We start from the raw sequence: 19,984 nt of genomic DNA, 5'->3' as shown, positions 1-19,984 counted from the left end.
CCCCCGAGAGTCCTACGCCCAGGACGCGAGAGTCCTACGCCCAGGACCCGAGAGTCCTACGCCCAGGACCCGTGAATTCAACGCTCAGGTCCGGCTACCTGGGACGCGAGCGTTGAACTCGGGGGTCGCGGACGTAGGACTCACGCGACGCGAACGTAGGACTCACGGGGTTTGGGTGTTCGACACACGGGTCAGTCGAGGGCGGTCCAGGCGTCGGCCAGGAGCTGTCTCGTTTCGCCGAGCAGCTGCGGCAGGACCTTGGTGTGGCCGATCACCGGCATGAAGTTCGCGTCGCCGCCCCAGCGCGGCACGACGTGCTGGTGCAGGTGCGCCGCGATCCCCGCGCCGGCCACCACGCCCTGGTTCATGCCGATGTTGAACCCGTGCGGCCCGGAGGCCGAACGGATCACCCGCATCGCCCGCTGGGTGAACGCGGCGAACTCCGCCGTCTCGTCCACCGTCAGGTCCGTGTAGTCGGGCACGTGCCGGTACGGCAGCACCATCAGGTGACCGGGGTTGTACGGGTACAGGTTCAGCACCGCGAACACCAGCTCGCCGCGCGCCAGGATCAGCCCCTCGGCGTCGTCCAGCCCGGTCACCCGGCAGAACGGGCACCCCTCGGGCTCGTCGCCCACGGCCTTGCCCTCGCCCCGCACGTACGACAGGCGGTGCGGGGTCCACAACCGCTGCAACCCGTCGTGGACCCCGACCCCGTCCTGCTCCTCGTACCGGTCCGTCACTGGACGAGTTCCGCCGTGGGCGAGGCGTTCTCGCGCCGCGCGACCCAGTCCACGACCGTCTCGACCGCCCGCTCGACCGGCACCCCGTTGATCTGCGTGCCGTCGCGGAACCGGAACGACACCGCGCCCTGCTCCACGTCCTTGCCGCCCGCGAGCAGCATGAACGGCACCTTCTGCGTGGTGTGGTTGCGGATCTTCTTCTGCATCCGGTCGTCCGAGGCGTCCACCTCGGCCCGGATGCCGCGCGCCTTGAGCCGCCGCACCACGTCCAACAGGTGGTCGACGTGCTCGTCCGCGATCGGGATGCCCACCACCTGCACCGGCGCGAGCCACGCCGGGAACGCGCCCGCGTAGTGCTCGGTCAGCACGCCGAAGAACCGCTCCACCGACCCGAACAACGCGCGGTGGATCATCACCGGCCGCTGCCGGCTGCCGTCCGGCCCGGTGTACTCCAGCTCGAACCGCTCGGGCAGGTTGAAGTCCACCTGGATGGTGGACATCTGCCAGGTGCGGCCCAGCGCGTCCTTGGCCTGCACGGAGATCTTCGGCCCGTAGAACGCCGCGCCGCCCGGGTCGGGCACCAGCTCCAGGCCGGAGTCCTCGGCCGCGACGCGCAACGCCTCGGTCGCCGTCTCCCAGACCTCGTCCGAGCCGACGTACTTCTCCTCGTTGCGGGTGGACAGCTCCAGGTAGAAGTCGTCCAGGCCGTAGTCGCGCAGCAGCCCCAGCACGAAGCGCAGCAGCGACTTCAGCTCGTCCTGCACCTGGTCGGGGGTGCAGAAGATGTGCGCGTCGTCCTGCGTCATGCCGCGCACGCGGGTCAGGCCGTGGATCACGCCGGACTTCTCGTACCGGTAGACCGAGCCGAACTCGAACATGCGCAGCGGCAGCTCGCGGTAGGACCGCCCGCGCGACTTGAAGATCAGGTCGTGGAACGGGCAGTTCATCGGCTTGAGGTAGTAGTCCTGGCCGGGCTTGCGGACCGTGCCGTCCTCGTTGTACTCGGCGTCCAGGTGCATCGCCGGGTACATGCCGTCGCGGTACCAGTCCAGGTGACCGGAGGTCTCGAACAGGTTGCCCTTGGTGATGTGCGGCGAGTAGACGAACTCGTAGCCCTCTTCGGTGTGGCGGGCGCGCGAGTAGTCCTCCATGGCCTTGCGGATGATCCCGCCGCGCGGGTGGAACACCGCCAGGCCCGAGCCGATCTCGTCCGGGAAGCTGAACAGGTCCAGCTCCACGCCGAGCTTGCGGTGATCGCGCCGCTCGGCCTCGGCCAGCAGCTCCAGGTGGGCGTCCAGCGCCTCCTGCGACTCCCACGCCGTGCCGTAGATGCGCTGCAACTGCGGGTTCTTCTCGTTGCCGCGCCAGTAGGCGGCGGCCACGCGGGTCAGCTTGAACGCCGGGATGTGCTTGGTCGTCGGCACGTGCGGGCCGCGGCACAGGTCGCCCCACACGCGCTCGCCGGACCGCGGGTCGAGGTTGTCGTAGATCGTCAGCTCGCCGCCGCCGACCTCCATCACCTCGGCGGTGTCGACATCGCTCTTGATGTCGACCAGCTCCAGCTTGAACGGCTCGGCGGCCAGCTCGGCCTTGGCCGCGTCCACCGACTCGACCACGCGCCGGGTGAACCGCTGCGCGCCCTTGATGATCGACTTCATGCGCTTCTCCAGCGCCTGGAGGTCGTCCATCGTGAACGGCCTGTCGACCTGGAAGTCGTAGTAGAAGCCGTCCTTGACCGGCGGTCCGATGCCCAGCTTGGCCTCGGGGAACTGCTGCTGCACGGCCTGCGCCAGCACGTGGGCGGCGGAGTGCCGGATCACGCTGCGGCCGGCCTCGGTGTCGGCGGCGACCGGCTCGACCTCGACGTCGACCTGCGGGGTCCAGGAGAGGTCGCGCAGGTGGCCCTCGGGGTCGCGCACGACCACGACGGCGTCCGGCCCCTTGCCGGGCAGCCCCGCTTCCCGCACCGCCGTCCCCGCCGTGGTCCCCGCCGTCACCACCACGCGTGGTGGGTTCGGGGCGGCTGCGGGGCGCGGTTCGGACACGGTGACTCCTCGGTGTGTGTTCGGTCCTTCCCCCGAGATGTTATCGGTGCTCACCGACCGCTTTTCCGGCGCACCGGGTCGGCCGCCGGTCGGGCCGCCGTTCAGCCGCGGATCAGGGCCGGCAGCGCGTCCGCCGAGGTCACGGCACGCCCGGTGGTGCGCTGGTAGCGGCGGACGAGGTCGCGGCGGCGGACGCGGTGGGCGAGCCTGCGCTCGGCGGCGAGCAGGGCGTTGCGGCGTGGTGGCGGGTAGGTCGAGGCGAGGTCGGCCAGCAGCGCCGCCCGGCCGACCCCGGCGGTTTCGAGCACCCACGCGACGCCCGGGTCCAGCGCGGTGAGGGCCAGGGCCAGGTGTTCGGGCCGGTGCTCGCGCTCGCGACGGGCCAGGGCGAGGCGCAGCGAGGCCGCGTAGGACGCCCGGGCGTCCAGGCCGAGCGGCGGGGTGAGCGCGGCGCGGCGCCTGCGTGCCTTCGCCGCGCCCAGCGGGAGCAGCGGCTCGCGGCGGGCGGGCCGGTCGAGGGCGGGCGCGCCGCGGTCGCCGAGCAGGCGGTCGAGGGTCGACGCCGAGGGGCGCCAGGACGAACCGGTCCGCCGCACCGCCCGCGCCGAGCGGCGCGGCCAGCCGCGCGGCGTCGCGGATCGCGGCCGGTGTCGCGCCGTGGCGGGCGAGGACGTCGGCAAGCGTGCCGCGCGGGCCTTCGGCGAGGGCGGCGAGGAGGTGCTCGCTGCCGGTGCGGGGGTGGCGCAGGTCGAGCGCGAGCGCGAACGCGCGGCCCAGGGCGCGGTCCAGGTCGGGGTGGTCGCCTCGGAACACCGGTCAGTCCTCTCGGCCGTACTTGCGGTGGACGGTCTGCTTGGTCACGCCGAGGCGGGTCGCGATGTCGCGCCACGACCAGCCCGCCCGGCGCGCGGCGGCGACGTGCTCGGCTTCCAGTTGCTCCACGAGGCGGCGCAGGCGTGCCACGGCCCGCAGCCCGGCGTCCGGGTCGTCGCCGTGCGCGTCGGGGTCGAGGTCGGCGATGGCGGACATGTCGTCAGCATATGCTGACGGTCGCGTGGTCGTCAACACATGCTGACGCCCCGGGCTCACAGGTGATCGACAGCCGCCCATCAGCATCCCCTCAGGTCACGCGCGCACCATGGCGGTCGACCGCACGGGAGAGCAGGAGTTCCGCCATGTCAGACCCCCGACAACCACAGCACCCCGACCCGGACCCGGCGGCGGACCGGACCCCGACCGGGCCGGCCACCGACCCGGCGACCCCATCCGCACCGGTCCCGGGCACCCCCACCGCGGCCACCGACCCGGACGCCGGGCAACCTGCCGGCCCCGCCGCACCCGCCGGAGGAGCCGCCGCGGCCGATCCGGCTGTCGGACAGCCCGCGGCGACCCCGGCCGACCACACCACCGCGCAACCTGGCGCAGCCGCGACCGGCCCTGCCGGGCACCCCGCGCCCGACCGGGTGGGACAGGCAGCGCCTGCCGGGCACGCCGGGCCGACCGGGCACGCCGCGCCGACCGGGCAGGCAGAGCAGGCAGGGCAGGCAGGACCGACCGGGCACGCAGCGCAGATGCCGCCGGCCGGGCCGCCGAGGTCGGGCAGGGGCGCGGTCGGGCGGGTGGTCCGGCACCGGGCCACGCAGCTCGTCGCCGTCGGGCTGCTCGGGCTGGTCCTCGGCGGCGGGATCGTGGCGCTGGTCGACCACGACCGCCGCCCGCACTACGGCGTCGGCCATGACCGGCCCGGTCACGGGCGGTTCGAGGAGCGGTTCGACAAGCGCGGCGACTGGGGGCCGCGCGGGCCGGAGCGGGTGCCGCAGCGCGACTTCGAGCGCTGAGCGCCCGGGGTCACGCCAGGAAGCCGCGCAGCAGCAGGGCCGTGCCGTCGAGGTGCTCGGCCATCGCCCGCCGCGCGGCCTCCGGGTCGCCCGCCACGATGTGCGTGACGATCAGCTCGTGCTGCTCGTTCGAGTGCGCCAGGTTCGGCGGCAGCAGCGGTATCCGGTCGAGCAGCGCGTTGACCCTCGTCCGGGCGTCCGCGACCGCCGCCGTCAGCGACGGGGAGCCGGTCGCCTCGGCGATCGCCAGGTGCAGCCGCGAGTCCTTGCGCCGGTAGGCGTCCACCGGCGCGTCCCGGCACTCGGCCAACCGCGTGAGCAGGTTCCGCCGCTCGACCGGCCCCAGCGCCCGGCCCGCCGCGCACTCCGCCGCGCCCGTCTCCACCGCCGTGCGCAACGTCAGCACGTCCGCCAGCTCGCCGGGGTCCACCCACCGGTCCGGCGCGACCGGCGGCAACGGCGAGTTGACGAACGTGCCGCCGTACCGGCCGCGCCGGGACTCGACGTAGCCCGCGTCCTGGAGCGACCGGATCGCCTCCCGCAGTGTCACCCGGCTGACACCCAACCGGGTCGCCAGGTCGCGCTCGGCCGGCAGCCGCTCCCCCGGCCCGACCACGCCGAGCCGGATCGCCTGCACCAGCCGCTCCACGGTCTCCTCGAACGCGTTGCCCGCCCGCACGGGGCGGAACAACGCGTCCTGCAACGGCATCACAGCGGTGTCACGTAGGCACCGGCGATACCGCCGTCCACCAGGAAGTTCGACGCGGTGATGAACGACGAGTCGTCGCTGGCCAGGAACGCCACCGCCGCCGCGATCTCCTCCGGCTCGGCGAACCGGCCGAGCGGCACGTGCACCAACCGCCGCGCGGCCCGCTCCGGGTCCTTCGCGAACAGCTCCCGCAGCAACGGCGTGTTCACCGGTCCGGGTGACAGGGCGTTCACCCGCACGCCCTGCCGGGCGAACTGGACGCCCAGCTCGCGGCTCATCGCCAGCACCCCGCCCTTGGACGCCGTGTAGGAGATCTGGGACGTCGCCGCGCCCATCGTCGCCACGAACGACGCCGTGTTGATCACCGAGCCCCGACCCCGCTCCAGCATGTGCGGGATCGCGTGCTTGCAGCACAGGTACACCGACGTGAGGTTGACCTTCTGCACGCGGTCCCACGCCTCGATGCCCGTCGTCAGGATCGAGTCGTCTTCCGGCGGCGAGATGCCCGCGTTGTTGAACGCGACGTCCAGCGAGCCGTAGGTGTCGACCGCCGTCCGGTACAGCGCCGACACCTGCTCCTCGTCGGTCACGTCGACCTGCACGAACAGCCCGCCCACCTCGTCGGCCGCGGCCTTGCCGGTCTCCGCGTCGACGTCCGCGACGACGACCTTGGCCCCCTCGGACGCCAGCCGCCGCACCGAGGCCAGCCCGATGCCGCTGCCGCCGCCGGTGACCACGGCCACCCGGCCCTCGAGTCGCACAACCATGTCTCTCCCAATCAGTGAGCGATGAAGACGTTCTTGGTCTCGGTGAACGAGTCGAGCGCGTCGGGCCCCAGCTCCCGCCCCAACCCGGACTGCTTGAACCCGCCGAACGGGGTCCAGTACCGCACCGACGAGTGGGAGTTGACCGACAGGTTCCCGGCCTCCACCGCACGCGACACGCGCAGCGCGCGTCCCACGTCGCGGGTCCAGATCGACCCCGACAGCCCGAACCGGCTGTCGTTGGCCAACCGGACGGCGTCCTCCTCGTCGGTGAACGGCAGCACGGCCACCACCGGCCCGAAGATCTCCTCCACGGCCGCGCGGTCGTCCGGCGCGACGGGCGCGAGCACCGTGGGCGGGAACCAGAAGCCGGCCCCGGTCGGCGCGGAGCCGCGGAACGCCACCGGCGCGTCGGACGGCACGTAGGAGGCGACCCGCTCCCGGTGCGCGGCCGAGATCAGCGGCCCCATCTCGGTGGCCTCGTCCTCCGGCGCGCCGACCACCACGCCCTTGACCGCGGGTTCCAGCAGCTCCATGAACCGGTCGTACACCGACGCCTGCACCAGGATCCGGGACCGGGCGCAGCAGTCCTGGCCCGCGTTGTCGAACACCCCGTACGGCGCGGTCGCCGCGGCGCGCTCCAGGTCGGCGTCGGCGAACACGATGTTGGCCGACTTGCCGCCCAGTTCCAGCGTCACGCGCTTGACCTGCTCGGCGCACCCGGCCATGACCTGCCTGCCGACCCGGGTGGACCCGGTGAACACGACCTTGCGCACGTCGGGGTGCGTGACGAACCGCTGCCCCACCACCGGCCCCGCGCCGGGCAGGACCTGGAACACGTCCGGCGGGAGGCCGGCCTCCAGCGCCAGCGACGCCAGCCGCAGCGCCGTCAGCGGCGTCAGCTCGGCGGGCTTCAGCACCACCGTGTTGCCCGCTGCCAGCGCGGGCGCGAACCCCCACGCGGCGATCGGCATCGGGAAGTTCCACGGCACGATGACGCCGACCACGCCCAGCGGCTCGTGGAAGGTCACGTCCAGCCCGCCGGGCACCGGGATCTGCCGGCCGAACAGCCGCTCCGGCGCGGCCGAGTAGTAGTGCAGCACGTCGCGCACGTTCCCGGCCTCCCACCGCGCGTTGCCGATGGTGTGCCCGGCGTTGAGCACCTCCAGCGCGGCCAGCTCCTCGATCGCGCCGTCCACCGCCTCGGCGAACCGCCGCAGCAGCCGGGCCCGGTCGCCCGGGGCGACCGCGCGCCACGCGGGCAGGGCCGCCGACGCGCGGGCGATCGCCGCGTCGGTCTCCTCCAGCGTCGCCAGCGGCACCGAGCGGACCACCTCCTCGGTGGCCGGGTTGATGACGTCGAACGTGGTGGTCACTTCACTCCCCTGTCTCGCGCGGCGCCGACGAGCGCGGCGAACAAGCGGTCGTCCTCGGTGTCGGCCTCCGGGTGCGACTGCACGCCGAGCACGAAGCGGGAGCCCGGCAGCTCCACCGCCTCCGGGGTGCCGTCCGGCGCGCCGGCGACCACCCGCAGGCCGTCGCCGAGGACGTCCAGCGCCTGGTGGTGGTGGCAGAACACGGTGGTGGCCAGGCCGACGATCCCGGCCAGCACCGAGCCGGGCGCGACCGCGATGCCGGTGTGCTGGAACACGGCGGGCGCGGGGTTGTGCCCGTCCACGTGCTGGACCAGCGTGCCGCCCAACGCCACGTTGAGCACCTGCATGCCCCGGCACACCGCGAGCAGCGGCAGGTCGAGCTTCAGCGCCGCGCGGGCCAGGCCCAGCTCGACCGCGTCCCGCTCGGGCCGCGCCGGCCCGGTGCGCGGGTCGCGCGGCCGGCCGTACAGCGCCGGGTCCACGTCCGCGCCGCCCGCCAGCACCAGGCCGTCGAGGAAGCCGACGCTGTCGGCGTCCCAGGAGCCGACCGGCGGGAGCAGCACCGGGTTGCCGCCCGCGCGCACCACCGAGTCGAGGTAGTCGCGGTGCAGCACGGCCGCCTCCACGTCCCAGACGCCGAACCGCACCCGTTCCAGGTAGGTGCTGACGCCGATCAGCGGTCGTGCCCTAGAGCCGTTCGAAACCACGGATGCGCTCCCAGTCCGTCACCGACGAGTCGAACGCGGCCAGCTCCACCCGGGCCGCGTTGAGGTAGTGCTCCACCACGTCCTGGCCGAACGCCTCGCGCGCCAGCTCGCTCTTGGCCAGCAGCGACGCGGCGTCCCGCAGCGTGGCGGGCACGGTCGGCTTGTCGGAGCCGTAGGCGTTGCCGACGAACTCCTCCTCCAGCGGCAGCTCGTTGTCCAGCCCGTGCAGCCCGGCCGCGATCAGCGCGGCGACCGCCAGGTACGGGTTCACGTCCGCGCCGGGCACCCGGTTCTCGAACCGCAGCGACTGGCCGTGGCCGACGACGCGCAGCGCGCACGTCCGGTTGTCCCGGCCCCACGCCACCGCGGTCGGCGCGAAGCTGCCCGGCGCGAACCGCTTGTAGGAGTTGACGTTCGGGGCGAGGAAGTAGGTCAGCTCGCGCAGCGCGGCGAGCTGACCGGCCAGGAAGTGGTCCATGAGCTTCGATCGGCCGCTCCCCTCGGCGAACACCGGCTCGCCGTCGGCCGACCGCAGGCTCAGGTGGACGTGGCACGAGCTGCCCTCGCGCTCGTTGTACTTGGCCATGAACGTGATCGCCTTGCCCTGCTGCGCCGCGATCTCCTTGGCCCCGGTCTTGTAGACGCTGTGGTTGTCGCAGGTCGCCAGCGCCTCGGTGTAGCGGAACGCGATCTCGTGCTGGCCGGGGTTGCACTCGCCCTTGGCCGACTCGACCACCAGGCCCGCGCCCGCCATGTGGTTGCGGATCGCGCGCAGCAGCGGCTCGATGCGGGCGGTGCCCAGCAGCGAGTAGTCCACGTTGTACTGGTTGGCCGGGGTGAGGTCGCGGTAGCCGCGGTTCCACGCGTCCTCGTAGGTGTTGTCGAAGACGATGAACTCCAGCTCGGTGCCGACGAACGCGCGCAGCCCGCGCTCGGCGAGCCGGTCGAGCTGGCGGCGGAGGATCTGCCGGGGCGAGGCCACGACGGGCGTGCCGTCCTCCCAGACCAGGTCGCACAGGACGAGCGCGGTGCCCTCGTGCCACGGCACGCGGCGCAGCGTGGACAGGTCCGGCTTCATCACGAAGTCGCCGTAGCCGCTGTCCCACGACGACATGGCGTAGCCGCCGACCGTGTTCATCTCCACGTCCACGGCCAGGAGGTAGTCGCAGCCCTCGGCGGCGTGCTGGAGGACTTCGTCCAGGAAGTAGCGCGCGGCGCAGCGCTTGCCCTGGAGCCGGCCCTGCATGTCGACGACGGCGACCAGCACCGTGTCGATCTCCCCGGTGTCCACGAGCACGCGCAACTCCTCCACGGCGAGCATCCGCAGTACCTCCAAAGGTATGACAGCGAGCCATTGGACGCTTCATCCTGACACCTTCGAGTGAACGCCGCCACATCCCTTTCGGACGACTCTTCGGACAATCGCCTGTTGACACCGTCAGGTGACGCACGCCACTCTCCGTGCAAAGGAGCGCGACTGACCCATTAGGGAGCGCAGATGGCCAAACACGTCGAGTACGAGAAGGTGGGCCACGACTACCTGGAGCACCGGCAGCTCAAGCGCGGCGCCGCGGGCTGGGTGCTGCTGGCCGGCCTCGGGGTCTCGTACGTCATCTCCGGCGACTTCGCCGGGTGGAACTTCGGGCTCGCCCAGGGCGGGTGGGGCGGGCTGCTGGTCGCGACGGTCCTGATGGGCGCCATGTACACGTGCATGGTGTTCGGCCTGGCGGAGCTGGCCGCCGCGCTGCCCGTGGCGGGGGCCGGGTACGGGTTCGCGCGCCGGGCGCTCGGACCGCTGGGCGGTTTCGCGACGGGCGTCGCGATCCTGGTCGAGTACGCGATCGCGCCCGCCGCGATCGTGGTGTTCATCGGCGACTACGTGCAGGCGCTCGGGCTGTTCGGGCTCACCAGCTCGTGGCCGGTGTACCTGGTCTGCTACGCGATCTTCGTCGGCGTGCACCTGTACGGGGTGGGCGAGGCGCTGCGGCTGATGTTCGTGATCACCGGTGTCGCGGTGGTCGCGCTGATCGCGTTCGTGGCCGGGATGGCGCCGAAGTTCGACTCCGCCAAGCTGTTCGACGTCGGCGACGGGAGCTTCCTGCCGTTCGGGTTCGCGGGCGCGCTGGGCGCGTTGGTGTACGCGATCTGGTTCTTCCTGGCGGTCGAGGGCGTGCCGCTCGCGGCGGAGGAGGCGCGCGACCCGAAGAGGGACATGCCGCGCGGGATCATCGGCGCGATGGTGGCGCTGCTGGTGTTCGCGGCGGCGATCCTGGTGTTCGCGCCCGGCGGCGCGGGCTCGGCGGCGTTGATGGCGTCGGGCAACCCGCTGCCCGAGGCGGTGCGCGCGGCCTACGGCGGCGACAACGCGCTGGCGCAGGTGGTGAACTACGTGGGCCTGGCCGGGTTGGTGGCGTCGTTCTTCTCGATCATCTTCGCGTACTCGCGGCAGCTGTTCGCGCTGTCGCGGGCCGGGTACCTGCCGCGGTGGCTGTCGAAGACCGGCAGGCGCAAGACGCCGTACCTCGCGCTGATCGTGCCCGGCACCGTCGGGTTCGCGCTCGCGGCGATCCTCGAGAGCGGGGCGACGCTGATCAACGTCGCGGTGTTCGGCGCGGCGCTGTCGTACGTGCTGATGATGGTGTCGCACATCGTGCTGCGCGTCCGCGAGCCCGAACTGGACCGTCCATACCGGACGCCGGGCGGCGTCGTGACCACCGGGGTGGCGCTGGTGCTCGCGGTGGCGGCGGTCGTGGCGACGTTCTTCGTGGACGAGCTGGCCGCCGGGATCACCGCGGGCATCGTCGTGGTGGCGTTGGCGTACTTCTGGTTCTACAGCCGCCACCACCTGGTGGCCGCCGCGCCGGAGGAGGAGTTCGCCGCCATCGCGCAGGCCGAGGAGGAGCTGAAGGACTGACCGGCGGCGCGTCGGGTGGCGGTGGCGTGCCGCCACCCGACGTGACCACGTTCAACCGATCGTGTACAGCAAGTCTTTCCGTAGGCGGGAATCCCTTGACAACAAGGCTCCGTCTACGAGGAGGACAAGAGACATGAAGACGCAGGCGTTCACGGCCGGTGCGGCTCTCGCGGGTTTGCTGTTCACGTCCGCGCCGGCACTTGCCGCACCGACGTTCGAAGACCAGGTTTTGGCTCTGACGAACGGGGAACGGTCGGCGGCGGGCTGCCCGGCGCTCACCGCCAACGCCCAGCTCGCGGCCGCCGCCAAGCGGCACAGCGACGACATGGCGCGGACCGGCAACTTCTCGCATACCGGCTCGGACGGCAGCACAGCCGCCCAACGGGTCACCGATGCGGGGTATCACTTCCGGGCGATGGCCGAGAACATCGCCGCCGGCCAGGCGTCCGCCGAGGAGGTCGTGCGCGCGTGGATGAACAGCGAGGGCCACCGGGCCAACATCGTGAACTGCGAGCTGCGCGACCTGGGCGTCGCCCACGCCGTGGACGGCAACAACAAGGTCTACTGGACGCAGGACTTCGGCGCGGCGGGCTGACCGGCGTCACGGGCCGACCCGCACGGTCGAGACGACCTCGACCGCGCTGCCCTCGCCGAGCAGCTCGGCCCCGACCACCTTGGTCAACAAGCCCTCGACCTTCACCACGAGCCCCCGCCTCCCGGCGAACGCGGCCAGGTTCACCGGGGTGCCCTCGGTGAAGGTGACCTCCTTCAGGCCGGTCGCGCCGGCCAGCGGCGCGAGCGACCGCGCGTCCCGGGTGGAGGTGAGCTTCAACCGCTCCAGGCCGCGCAACCCGGACAGCGGTCGCAGGTCGAACACCGTGGTGTGCGACAGGTCGAGGGTGCGCAGCGCGCCCAGCGCGGCGAGCGGGCCGAGGTCGACCGTGCCGCACCGCCGCAGCGCCAGGGTCTCCAGGGTGGCCGCCCACCGCTCGACGGCGTGCACGTTCGCCGGACGCACGTCCTCGAGCCGCAGGTCCCGGGGTTCGACCAGGAAGGCGAGCACGTCCAGCGAGTTGAGCCGGCGCGCGCCGGTGAGCTTCAGCACGTCGAGCCGCCACCGGCCGAGCCCGGCCAGCTCGGCCGCGTCCCACCCGCCGATCAGGTTCACGTGCCGCAGCCGCGGCGCCCGGCGCAGGCCGGCCAGACCGGTGATCTCCCCCGCCGTGACCCGGACGGCGTGCAGCGCGGGCAGCGCGCCGAGCGGCGCGACGTCCAGCCTGCCGGGGTGCACGACCCGCAGGTGCCTCAGCTCCGGTGTGCGCAGCGTGCCGAGGTCCGGCTCGTCGCGCAGGGTCAGCGTGAGGACCCGGACCTGAGGGGGCACGAAGTCGAGCGGACCGGGCGGCGCGGGGCACGACACCCGCTGCACGTGCTTGAGGTGGCGCAGCCCGCGCGCCATGGCGGGGTCGGTGAGGCTGACGGCCGGCACCGGCAGGTCGGCGAGCACCGTCGCGGCGTAGGTCTCGGGGTCGAACTTGCCCCACGCGGCGACCAGCTCCTGCTTCACCCGTTCCCGGGTGTCCCGCCCGTGCGCCGCCAGCAGCGGCAGCGCGTCGTCCAGCCCGGTCGCCGCGGCGGCGCGGACCGTCGCCGCCACCTCCACCTCGGTGCGCGGCCGGGCGGCGGCGAGGAGGTCGAGCACGAAGGCGCCCGCCGAGGCGAACGACTTGGCCGCCGTGACCGAGCGCGGGGGCAGCAGGCGGGCGACCCGGTCCTCGATGCGGCCGCGGAGGTCGGGGGTCAGCTCCGGCGCGGTCTCCAGGCACGCCACGGCGAGCAGGTGCAGGGCGACCCGGTGCCGCCGGGTCTCGTCGCCGCGGGTGAGGATCCGGTCGAGCAGTTCGTCGCGCCGCCCCCGGGAGGCGTGGCCGCAGGCCATCACCACGACCTCGTGCCACTGGTCGAGGTGGGCGTGGGCGACGAGCGTGCCGATGTCGTCCCCGTCGATCGCCGCGCCCGCGGCCAGGTACTCCTGGAAGGTGCGGTGCACGAAGTCCACCCGGCCCTCGACCGGCTCGCGCAGCAGGCCGCTGCGTTCGAGCAGGTGCCGGTAGACCTCCTCGGCGGACGCCCGGACCTCCGGCATCGACCGCAACCGCCGCTCGACCTGGCCGATCGCCCGGTCGACGGGCGCGTCGGTGAGGTCGTTGCGGATGAACCAGTAGGCCAGGTCGCCCAGGAGGATGACCTTGCGGGTCCGGGTCAGGCCCGGCAGCGGTTCGATGCGCCGTTCGGCGTCACGGCGTTCGAGCAGCATCTGCAACGCCGTGTCGTACAGCTCCATGCGGCTCTCCGGCAGGTGGCCGCGCCGGTCGCGGTGCAGGGCGCACAGCAACGCGCACAGCAGCGGGTACCCGGCGAGCTTGCGCAGGTGGTGCCGGGCGCGGAACCGGTCGAGCAGCCGCGCCTGGTAGCCCGCCAGCTCGTCCCGGGCCGGGTGGTCGGACAGCTGCGAGCGCATGGCGTCGTGCCAGCGCTCCACGAACACCCGGACGTCGGTCGCCGTCATGGGTTGCAGGGAGGCCACCACGAAGTCGTCGGCCGCCAGCCAGTTCGGGTCGACCGCGCCGGGGCGCGACGTCACGACGAACTTGGCCGCGGGGAAGGCGAGGATCAGCGAGCGCAGCCACTCCCGGGCCTCCTGGCGGCGGTGCGGCGCGAGTTCGTCCACGCCGTCGACCAGGACGAGCCCCCGCCCCGACCTCAGGTGCCGCTGCACCCAGCCGGGCGGCATCTCGTCGGCGATGTGGCGGCCGACCTCGTCCAGGAACCGGTCCGCCGACGGCAGGTCGCGGTCGGCGTAGCGGCGCAGCGGGATGAAGAACGGCACCGCGTCGTTCCAGTGGGTCAGCGGCTCGGCGAAGTCGCGCCGGGCCCCGCGGACCGCGATCCACTGGAGCAGGGTCGTCTTGCCCAGGCCCGCCTCGCCGCGGACGAACACGCGGTCGCCGGACGCCAGCAGCTCCTCCACCCGGCGGCCGGGCGTGAAGTAGTCCCCGGTCACGGCGTCGGCGGTGATGCTGAGGTAGGCGACCGACAGCGGGTAGCGGCGGCTGCCCTCCGACAGCGTCGCGCCGAACATCTCCACCTGGTCGAGGGTCCGGGCGACGAGCTGCCGGTAGTCGTAGGAGAAGTCGGTGGAGCTGCGCCGTTGCGGCAGGCGGGCCAGCACGTCCCGGATGCCGGTGACGATTTCGGTCTCGCGGCGCAGGATCTCGGTCAACGCGCTCGGGCCGAACGGCGGCAGCCGGCGGGCGATCTCGATCACGTACCCGGCGCACTCGCGCAGCAGCAGGCCGTAGAGCTGCGTGCCGTCCGCGGACAGCCCGTCGGTGGCGTCGGCGGCACGTCCGCGCAGGTGCCGGTCGAGGCGGCGGGCGTCGAGGTCGGCGGCGAACAGGTCGTCGTCGTCCAGCGCGGCCCGCTCGAACGTCTCGCGCACGGCCTCGATCGCGGCCAGTCGCTCGTGCTCCGGTAATCGGCGGTACTCGTGCTCCAGGATCGGCTGGACGCGTTCGATCACGGCGTCGGTGAACTGGTCGCCCATCCGCCGCAGCCGGCGCTGGTCCAGCGCGCCGGTCAGCTGCTTCTCCAGCAGGTCGACCCCGGTGCCGCCGACGGCGGCCGTGACGGACTTGTCACCCAGCCACAGCTTCAGCGCGCTGCGGACCACGGACGCGCCCAAGGGGATCAGAGCCATCTCGATGCCCATGCCGCACAGCTTCGCACCCACCGTCGCCGGCGGGTGCGAAGTCCCGTGCGGAGGTCAGCAGTAGATCGCGCTGAACAGGTCCACGACGGCGTCGCCCGGCACGTCGGCGGGCAGCGGGTTGTAGGACAGCGTGGCGCGGGTGCCGTCGTCCGCGCGGGTGGCGTACGTCCGGTAGCCGAGCAGCTCGCCGCCGTGCCCCCACACCGACCGGCCGCACGGCAGGTCGAACCGCTGCAACCCGAGGCCGTAGGCGAAGACGGTCCCGGTGTCCTCCCGGGTCTGCCGCATGGCGTCGAGCGAGGCCGCGCTGGTCAGCCTGCCGCTCAGCAGGGCGTCGAAGAACCGGTTGAGGTCGTCGGCGGTGGAGATCATCTCGCCGGCCGCCCAGTCCAGGGTGGGGTTCATCAGGGTGGCGTCGACCAGCGCGCCGTCCACTTCGGCGTAGCCGCGGGCGTGCGGGTGCGGCAGGCCGGGGTACCGGCCCGGCACGAGGGTGTGCCTCAGCCCGAGCGGGCGCAGGACGCGGGCGCGGACCTCGTCGCCGTAGGTCCGGCCGGTCACGCGTTCGACGACCATCCCGGCGACGATGTAGTTGGTGTTCGAGTAGTGCCACCCCTGGCCCGGGTCGAAGTGGGACGGCCGGGCGAACGCCACGTCGAGCAGGTCGCGGGGCCGGTACGTGCGGAAGCGGTCCGCGCCGCGCCACCGGTTTGTCGAGTAGCCGGCCTCGTGCGCGTAGTCGTACAGGCCGCTGGTGTGGTTGAGCACCTGGCGCACGGTGACCCGGTCGCCGTTGCGGCCCGCGGGCACGCCCGCCACGTACCGGTCCACGGGGTCGTCCAGCCCGACGCGGCCCTCGTCCACGAGCTGGAGGACGACGGTGGCGACGAAGGTCTTGGTGGCGCTGCCGATGCGGAAGTACCCGCCGACCGACGCCTCGCCGGCCGCGTCCGCGCGGGTGCCGGCGGGGGTCTCGGCGGTGAGCAGCGCGCCGGAGGCCCAGCCCTGCCCGACCCACCCATCCATCGCGGGGAACGTGCCGCTGACGGCCAGCAGGACGCCGGCGATCGCAGTGTTGATCATCACGGGGACGACGCTAGGCGGCGGCGCGGCGGCGGCCCATGGGGAACGCCACCCGGTCCGCTGTGGAAAACCGCAGTCCCGGTGGCGCTACGCGGCCGTGCTGCCGTCGGGCTCGAGCCCTCGGCTCCACGCCCGCGCGGCTTCACCGAACCGCCCTGCGCCACGGTGCCCACGACGCGGTTGCGGATGAGGTCCACCGGACATGGCTACAGGTGGAGGTTGTGCCGCCGGCCGACGCCCCTGGCAGGATCGGGGCGTGAGTGACATTCAACGTGTTGGAGTGGTGGGATCGGGCCTGATGGGCTCCGGCATCGCCGAGGTCTGCGCGCGGGCCGGGCTGGACGTGCTGGTGGCCGAGGTCAGCCCGGACGCCACGGAGGCCGCGCGGGGGCGGATCGCCTCCTCGCTCGGCCGAGGGGTGCGCAGCGGCAAGCTGTCCGCCGAGGACCGCGACGCCGCACTGGAGCGCCTGCGGTTCACCACCGACCTCGCCGACTTCGCCGACCGGAACCTGGTCGTGGAAGCCGTCGCGGAGAACGAGCAGGTCAAGACCGAGGTGTTCGCGGCGCTGGACAAGGTCGTCGTGGACCCGGAGGCGATCTTCGCGTCGAACACCTCGTCGATCCCGATCATGAAGCTGGGCATGGCCACCGGCCGTCCCGAGCAGGTCATCGGCGTGCACTTCTTCAACCCCGTGCCGGTGCTGAAGCTGGTCGAGCTGGTGCCGTCGCTGCTGACCGGCGAGCGGACGAAGGCGCGGGCCGAGGAGTTCGTCACCGGGGTGCTGCACAAGGAGGTCATCCGGTCGCAGGACCGGGCCGGGTTCGTGGTCAACGCCCTGCTGATCCCCTACCTGCTGTCGGCGATCCGGATGCTGGAGTCCGGGTTCGCCAGCGCCGAGGACATCGACAACGGCATGGTGCTCGGCTGCGCGCACCCCATGGGTCCGCTGCGCCTGACCGACCTGATCGGACTGGACACCACCAAGGCGATCGCCGAGTCGATGTACGAGGAGTTCAAGGAGCCGCTGTACTCGCCGCCGCCGTTGCTGCTGCGCATGGTGGACGCGGGGCTGCTGGGCAAGAAGAGCGGGCGCGGGTTCCACAACTACGCGGCCTGACCGGGGTCGGAGCAGCGGGCGGGGCCGTTGACCGGGTGGTCGGCGGCCCCTTGCGCTTACCACACCGAGGGCGGGGCCGTCACGCCCGGAACGCGGCGAAAAATCGACGGACCGCGTCTCGAATGGCCGCGCGCAATAGCGGGCAAACGTCCGACGGTACCTCAGCGCGAGGCGCGGGCAAAATGCCACGATCCGTCATCGCACACCGCCGGCCGATTAGTGCGAAAGACTGACGGCGCTCAGGTCAAGAGGCCGTTCGGAGCAGTCTTGATTACCGTCCCCGGTCACGCGACTACTGATCGACAGGACCTGTGACCTGGCTTTAGAGTGCCGTACGTCACGCTACGGCCGCCTGGTGGACAAGATTGCTTCGCCTAGCGTAACTTTCGACTCGCCCCCCACGAGGAGAACCCCGCCTTGGACCCTCAAAAAGTCTCCATTCGCGATTTCACGGGCCGTCAGCTCAGCGCCCTGCTGCACTCCCTGGGCATCACGCAAAACACCGTTAAACCCGTGGGATTGCTCGCGGACGCGCTCGGCCCCGGCGGTCTGCACCCCATTTCCACCAGGCCGGCCTGGCCCTCCGACGTGGCCGACGACCACACCCCGGTCGAGTTCTCCGCGGCCTTCGCCGCGGGCGAGGCCCCGACCGTCCGGACGATCGTCGAGACCACCGCGACCAGGCCGTCCAGGGCCGCCAACACCGCGGCGGCGCTCGCCGCGCTGGACCGGATGAAGCACCGGGAGAACCTCGACACCCGCCGTTTCGACGCGGTGCGGAACCTGTTCCTGCCGGACGACCCGGAACGGGACTTCACATTCTGGTATTCGTTGGTGTTCCGCCCGGACGCGACGCCCGAGGTCAAGGTTTACCTCAACCCGGAAGTGCGCGGAGAGGCAGCCGCCGAGGACGTGGTGCGGGAAGCGCTGGAGCGGACCGGTTTCGCCGCCGGTTTCCCGGTCCTGCGCGCCAACGCGGTGACCCGCCCCGGACTCGACAAGTATTCGTTCTTCGCGCTCGACCTCGTCGAACAACGACGGGCCCGGGTGAAGGTCTACATCTCCCACCACGCGGCGGATGTAACGGACGTCACTCGTGCGGCCAAGGCCGCGCGCGGAGTCGATGTGGACAGGGTGCCCGATTTCTGCCTGCTCACCGGCGGCAGCACCGGGACGTTCGACCGGCGACCCCTCATTTCCAGCTACACGTTCCTGGACGGCGACGCGGACGTGCCCAGCGGCTATTCCCTGTACGTGCCGATCCGCGACTACGTGACCGACGACGAAGAGGCACGTCGCCGCGTGCTCGCGGTGATGGACAAGTACGACCTCGACCCCACGCAGTTCGACAACGCGCTGCGCACGATCGCCCGACGTCCGCTGGACGAGGGCGTCGGGCTGATCGCGCACGTCTCGCTGCGCATGGGCAGGCCGCGTCCCGGCGTCACCGTCTACCTCTCGTCCGAGGCGTACGACATGGCCTCACCCCGTTCGATCAGCTTGGCAGGCTAGGAGTCACCGATGCCCACGATGGAGCCGTACCGCATCAAGGTCGTGGAGCCCATCCCGATCACCACCCGGGCGCACCGCGAGCGGGCGCTGGCCGCCGCCGGCTACAACCCGTTCAACCTCGCCGCGACCGACGTGACGATCGACCTGCTCAGCGACTCGGGCACCGGCGCCCTGTCGGCCGAGCAGCAGGCGGCGGGGATGCGCGGTGACGAGACCTACGCCGGTGCGCGCTCCTACTACCGCTTCCGCGACGTGGTGCGGGACCTGACCGGCTACCCGCACGCCTTCCCCGTCCACCAGGGGCGCGCGGCCGAGCGGATCCTGTTCACCGCGCTGCTCAAGCCGGGCCAGGTCAGCGTCAGCAACACGCACTTCGACACCACGCGCGCGAACGTCGAGATCCTCGGGGGCCAGGCCGTGGACCTGCCCTGCCAGGCCGCCAAGGACCTCGACGACGACGCGCCGTTCAAGGGCGACATCGACCTGGACGCGCTGGAGGCGATCCTGTCCGGCCCGCGGGACGTCGCCGTGGTGCTGATCACCATCACCAACAACGGTGGCGGCGGCCAGCCGGTGTCGATGGCGAACATCAAGGCGGCGGCGGAACTCGCCCGCCGCCACGGCGTGCCGTTCTTCCTGGACGCGGCGCGGTTCGCGGAGAACGCGTGGCTGGTGACCCAGCGGGAGCCCGGTTACGCCAACCACACCCCGCGCCAGGTCGCGGAGGAGGCGTTCCGCCTCGCCGACGGGTGCGTGGCGAGCCTGAAGAAGGACGCCATCGTCCACATGGGAGGGCTGCTCGCGATCCGCGACCCCGAGCTGGCCGCCAAGTGCGAGCTGCTGCTGATCGCGACCGAGGGCTTCCGCACCTACGGCGGCCTCTCCGGCCGCGACCTGGAGATGCTGGCGCAGGGCCTGCTGGAGGTCACCGACCCGGAGTACCTGCGGGCGCGGGCCGACGCCACCGCGTACGTGGCCGACCTGGCGCAGGCCGCGGGCGTGGACAGCGTGCGGCCGACCGGGGTGCACGCGGTGTACCTCAACGCCGGTCGCCTGCTGCGCCACCTGCCGCCGCACCGGTTCCCGGGGTTCGCCCTGGCCACCGAGCTGTACCTGGCGGGCGGCATCCGGTGCGCCGAGCTGGGCTCGCTGTACCTGGGCGAGCTGGACGACGCGGGCGAGCTGGTCAAGCCCGCGCCGTACGAGCTGGTCCGGCTCGCCATCCCGCGCCGGGTCTACACGCAGAGCCACCTGGAGTACGTCGGCGAGACGCTGGCGGAGATCGCGAAGGACCCGGAACGGGTGCCGGGGTACCGGTTGACGCACGCGCCCGCGTTGTTGCGGCACTTCAACTGCCGTCTCGAACCGGTGGTGTAGGGCGTCGGACGCGCGAGAGGGGGGTGA

General features: G+C 72.5%; 17 protein-coding genes and 1 pseudogene. 6 read left to right on the top strand and 12 right to left on the bottom strand.

Annotated features, from left to right (window positions below):
• Positions 1-191: 191 nt before the first annotated feature.
• The 5 genes and pseudogenes from ACWEFJ_RS10680 to ACWEFJ_RS10660 form a co-directional block, all read right to left on the bottom strand.
• On the bottom strand, positions 192-740 hold the full coding sequence (locus tag ACWEFJ_RS10680; RefSeq protein WP_378085163.1) for an HIT family protein: 549 nt from the start codon (positions 738-740) through the stop codon (positions 192-194).
• Positions 737-2,785 carry a threonine--tRNA ligase gene (gene thrS / locus ACWEFJ_RS10675; protein WP_449713619.1) on the bottom strand — a complete coding sequence of 683 codons (2,049 nt, stop codon included), beginning with the start codon at positions 2,783-2,785 and terminating at the stop codon, positions 737-739. Before thrS ends, ACWEFJ_RS10680 begins: the two co-directional genes overlap by 4 nt.
• A gap of 101 nt (positions 2,786-2,886) precedes the next feature.
• Entirely contained in the window at positions 2,887-3,381 is a 495-nt protein-coding gene (locus ACWEFJ_RS10670) for a Clp protease N-terminal domain-containing protein (protein WP_449713620.1), read from the bottom strand.
• 91 nt (positions 3,382-3,472) lie between these two features.
• Positions 3,473-3,598 (bottom strand): annotated as a pseudogene (locus ACWEFJ_RS10665) (Clp protease N-terminal domain-containing protein); the annotation flags it as partial.
• 3 nt (positions 3,599-3,601) lie between these two features.
• On the bottom strand, positions 3,602-3,814 hold the full coding sequence (locus ACWEFJ_RS10660) for a helix-turn-helix domain-containing protein (RefSeq protein ID WP_378085169.1): 213 nt from the start codon (positions 3,812-3,814) through the stop codon (positions 3,602-3,604).
• A 542-nt stretch (positions 3,815-4,356) separates the two neighbouring features.
• Between ACWEFJ_RS10660 and ACWEFJ_RS10655 the strand changes: the two genes are divergently transcribed.
• Positions 4,357-4,623 carry a hypothetical protein gene (locus ACWEFJ_RS10655; protein ID WP_449713601.1) on the top strand — a complete coding sequence of 89 codons (267 nt, stop codon included), beginning with the start codon at positions 4,357-4,359 and terminating at the stop codon, positions 4,621-4,623.
• Positions 4,624-4,633: 10 nt separating this feature from the next.
• On the opposite strand, the gene ACWEFJ_RS10650 is transcribed toward ACWEFJ_RS10655, so the two are convergent.
• The 5 genes from ACWEFJ_RS10650 to ACWEFJ_RS10630 are packed head-to-tail and all read right to left on the bottom strand — an operon-like array spanning position 4,634 to position 9,500.
• Positions 4,634-5,332, bottom strand: a complete 699-nt coding sequence (locus ACWEFJ_RS10650) for a FadR/GntR family transcriptional regulator (protein ID WP_378085173.1) — start codon at positions 5,330-5,332, stop codon at positions 4,634-4,636.
• Positions 5,332-6,099, bottom strand: a complete 768-nt coding sequence (locus ACWEFJ_RS10645) for a 3-oxoacyl-ACP reductase (protein ID WP_449713600.1) — start codon at positions 6,097-6,099, stop codon at positions 5,332-5,334. The genes ACWEFJ_RS10650 and ACWEFJ_RS10645 overlap by 1 nt, the downstream gene beginning before the upstream one ends.
• Positions 6,100-6,110: 11 nt before the next feature.
• Positions 6,111-7,472, bottom strand: coding sequence for an aldehyde dehydrogenase family protein (locus ACWEFJ_RS10640; RefSeq protein ID WP_378085178.1), 1,362 nt, complete (start codon positions 7,470-7,472; stop codon positions 6,111-6,113).
• Positions 7,469-8,179, bottom strand: coding sequence for a gamma-glutamyl-gamma-aminobutyrate hydrolase family protein (locus ACWEFJ_RS10635; RefSeq protein ID WP_378085180.1), 711 nt, complete (start codon positions 8,177-8,179; stop codon positions 7,469-7,471). Before ACWEFJ_RS10635 ends, ACWEFJ_RS10640 begins: the two co-directional genes overlap by 4 nt.
• Complete coding sequence (locus ACWEFJ_RS10630) at positions 8,160-9,500, bottom strand: glutamine synthetase family protein (RefSeq protein ID WP_449713599.1); 1,341 nt, start codon at positions 9,498-9,500, stop codon at positions 8,160-8,162. The genes ACWEFJ_RS10635 and ACWEFJ_RS10630 overlap by 20 nt, the downstream gene beginning before the upstream one ends.
• Positions 9,501-9,677: 177 nt before the next feature.
• On the opposite strand from ACWEFJ_RS10630, the gene eat reads away from it, so the two are divergent.
• The gene (gene eat / locus ACWEFJ_RS10625) at positions 9,678-11,093 is read left to right on the top strand and encodes an ethanolamine permease (protein ID WP_378085182.1); all 1,416 of its coding nucleotides are present in this window, start codon (positions 9,678-9,680) and stop codon (positions 11,091-11,093) included.
• Positions 11,094-11,226: 133 nt separating this feature from the next.
• Positions 11,227-11,688: a CAP domain-containing protein gene (locus tag ACWEFJ_RS10620; protein ID WP_449713598.1), complete on the top strand. Its 462-nt coding sequence runs from the start codon at positions 11,227-11,229 to the stop codon at positions 11,686-11,688.
• 6 nt (positions 11,689-11,694) lie between these two features.
• On the opposite strand, the gene ACWEFJ_RS10615 is transcribed toward ACWEFJ_RS10620, so the two are convergent.
• Positions 11,695-14,865, bottom strand: coding sequence for an NACHT domain-containing protein (locus ACWEFJ_RS10615; protein ID WP_449713597.1), 3,171 nt, complete (start codon positions 14,863-14,865; stop codon positions 11,695-11,697).
• 54 nt (positions 14,866-14,919) lie between these two features.
• Entirely contained in the window at positions 14,920-15,948 is a 1,029-nt protein-coding gene (locus ACWEFJ_RS10610; RefSeq protein ID WP_449713618.1) for a serine hydrolase domain-containing protein, read from the bottom strand.
• Between the two features lie 256 nt (positions 15,949-16,204).
• Here ACWEFJ_RS10610 and ACWEFJ_RS10605 point away from each other — a divergent pair, with 256 nt between their 5' ends.
• The 3 genes from ACWEFJ_RS10605 (at position 16,205) to ACWEFJ_RS10595 (ending at position 19,957) form a co-directional block, all read left to right on the top strand.
• Positions 16,205-17,068 (top strand): 3-hydroxybutyryl-CoA dehydrogenase, encoded by an 864-nt coding sequence (locus ACWEFJ_RS10605; protein WP_378085188.1) that lies wholly within the window; start codon positions 16,205-16,207, stop codon positions 17,066-17,068.
• Between the two features lie 417 nt (positions 17,069-17,485).
• Positions 17,486-18,580, top strand: a complete 1,095-nt coding sequence (locus ACWEFJ_RS10600; protein ID WP_449713596.1) for a tryptophan dimethylallyltransferase family protein — start codon at positions 17,486-17,488, stop codon at positions 18,578-18,580.
• A gap of 9 nt (positions 18,581-18,589) precedes the next feature.
• Positions 18,590-19,957 carry a tryptophanase gene (locus ACWEFJ_RS10595; protein ID WP_378085192.1) on the top strand — a complete coding sequence of 456 codons (1,368 nt, stop codon included), beginning with the start codon at positions 18,590-18,592 and terminating at the stop codon, positions 19,955-19,957.
• The last annotated feature ends 27 nt before the right edge of the window (positions 19,958-19,984 follow it).

The organism is Actinosynnema sp. NPDC004786, assembly GCF_053601135.1.
The sequence above is the reverse complement of the archived record's forward strand: the minus strand, read 5'-3'. Positions and strand labels throughout refer to the sequence as shown.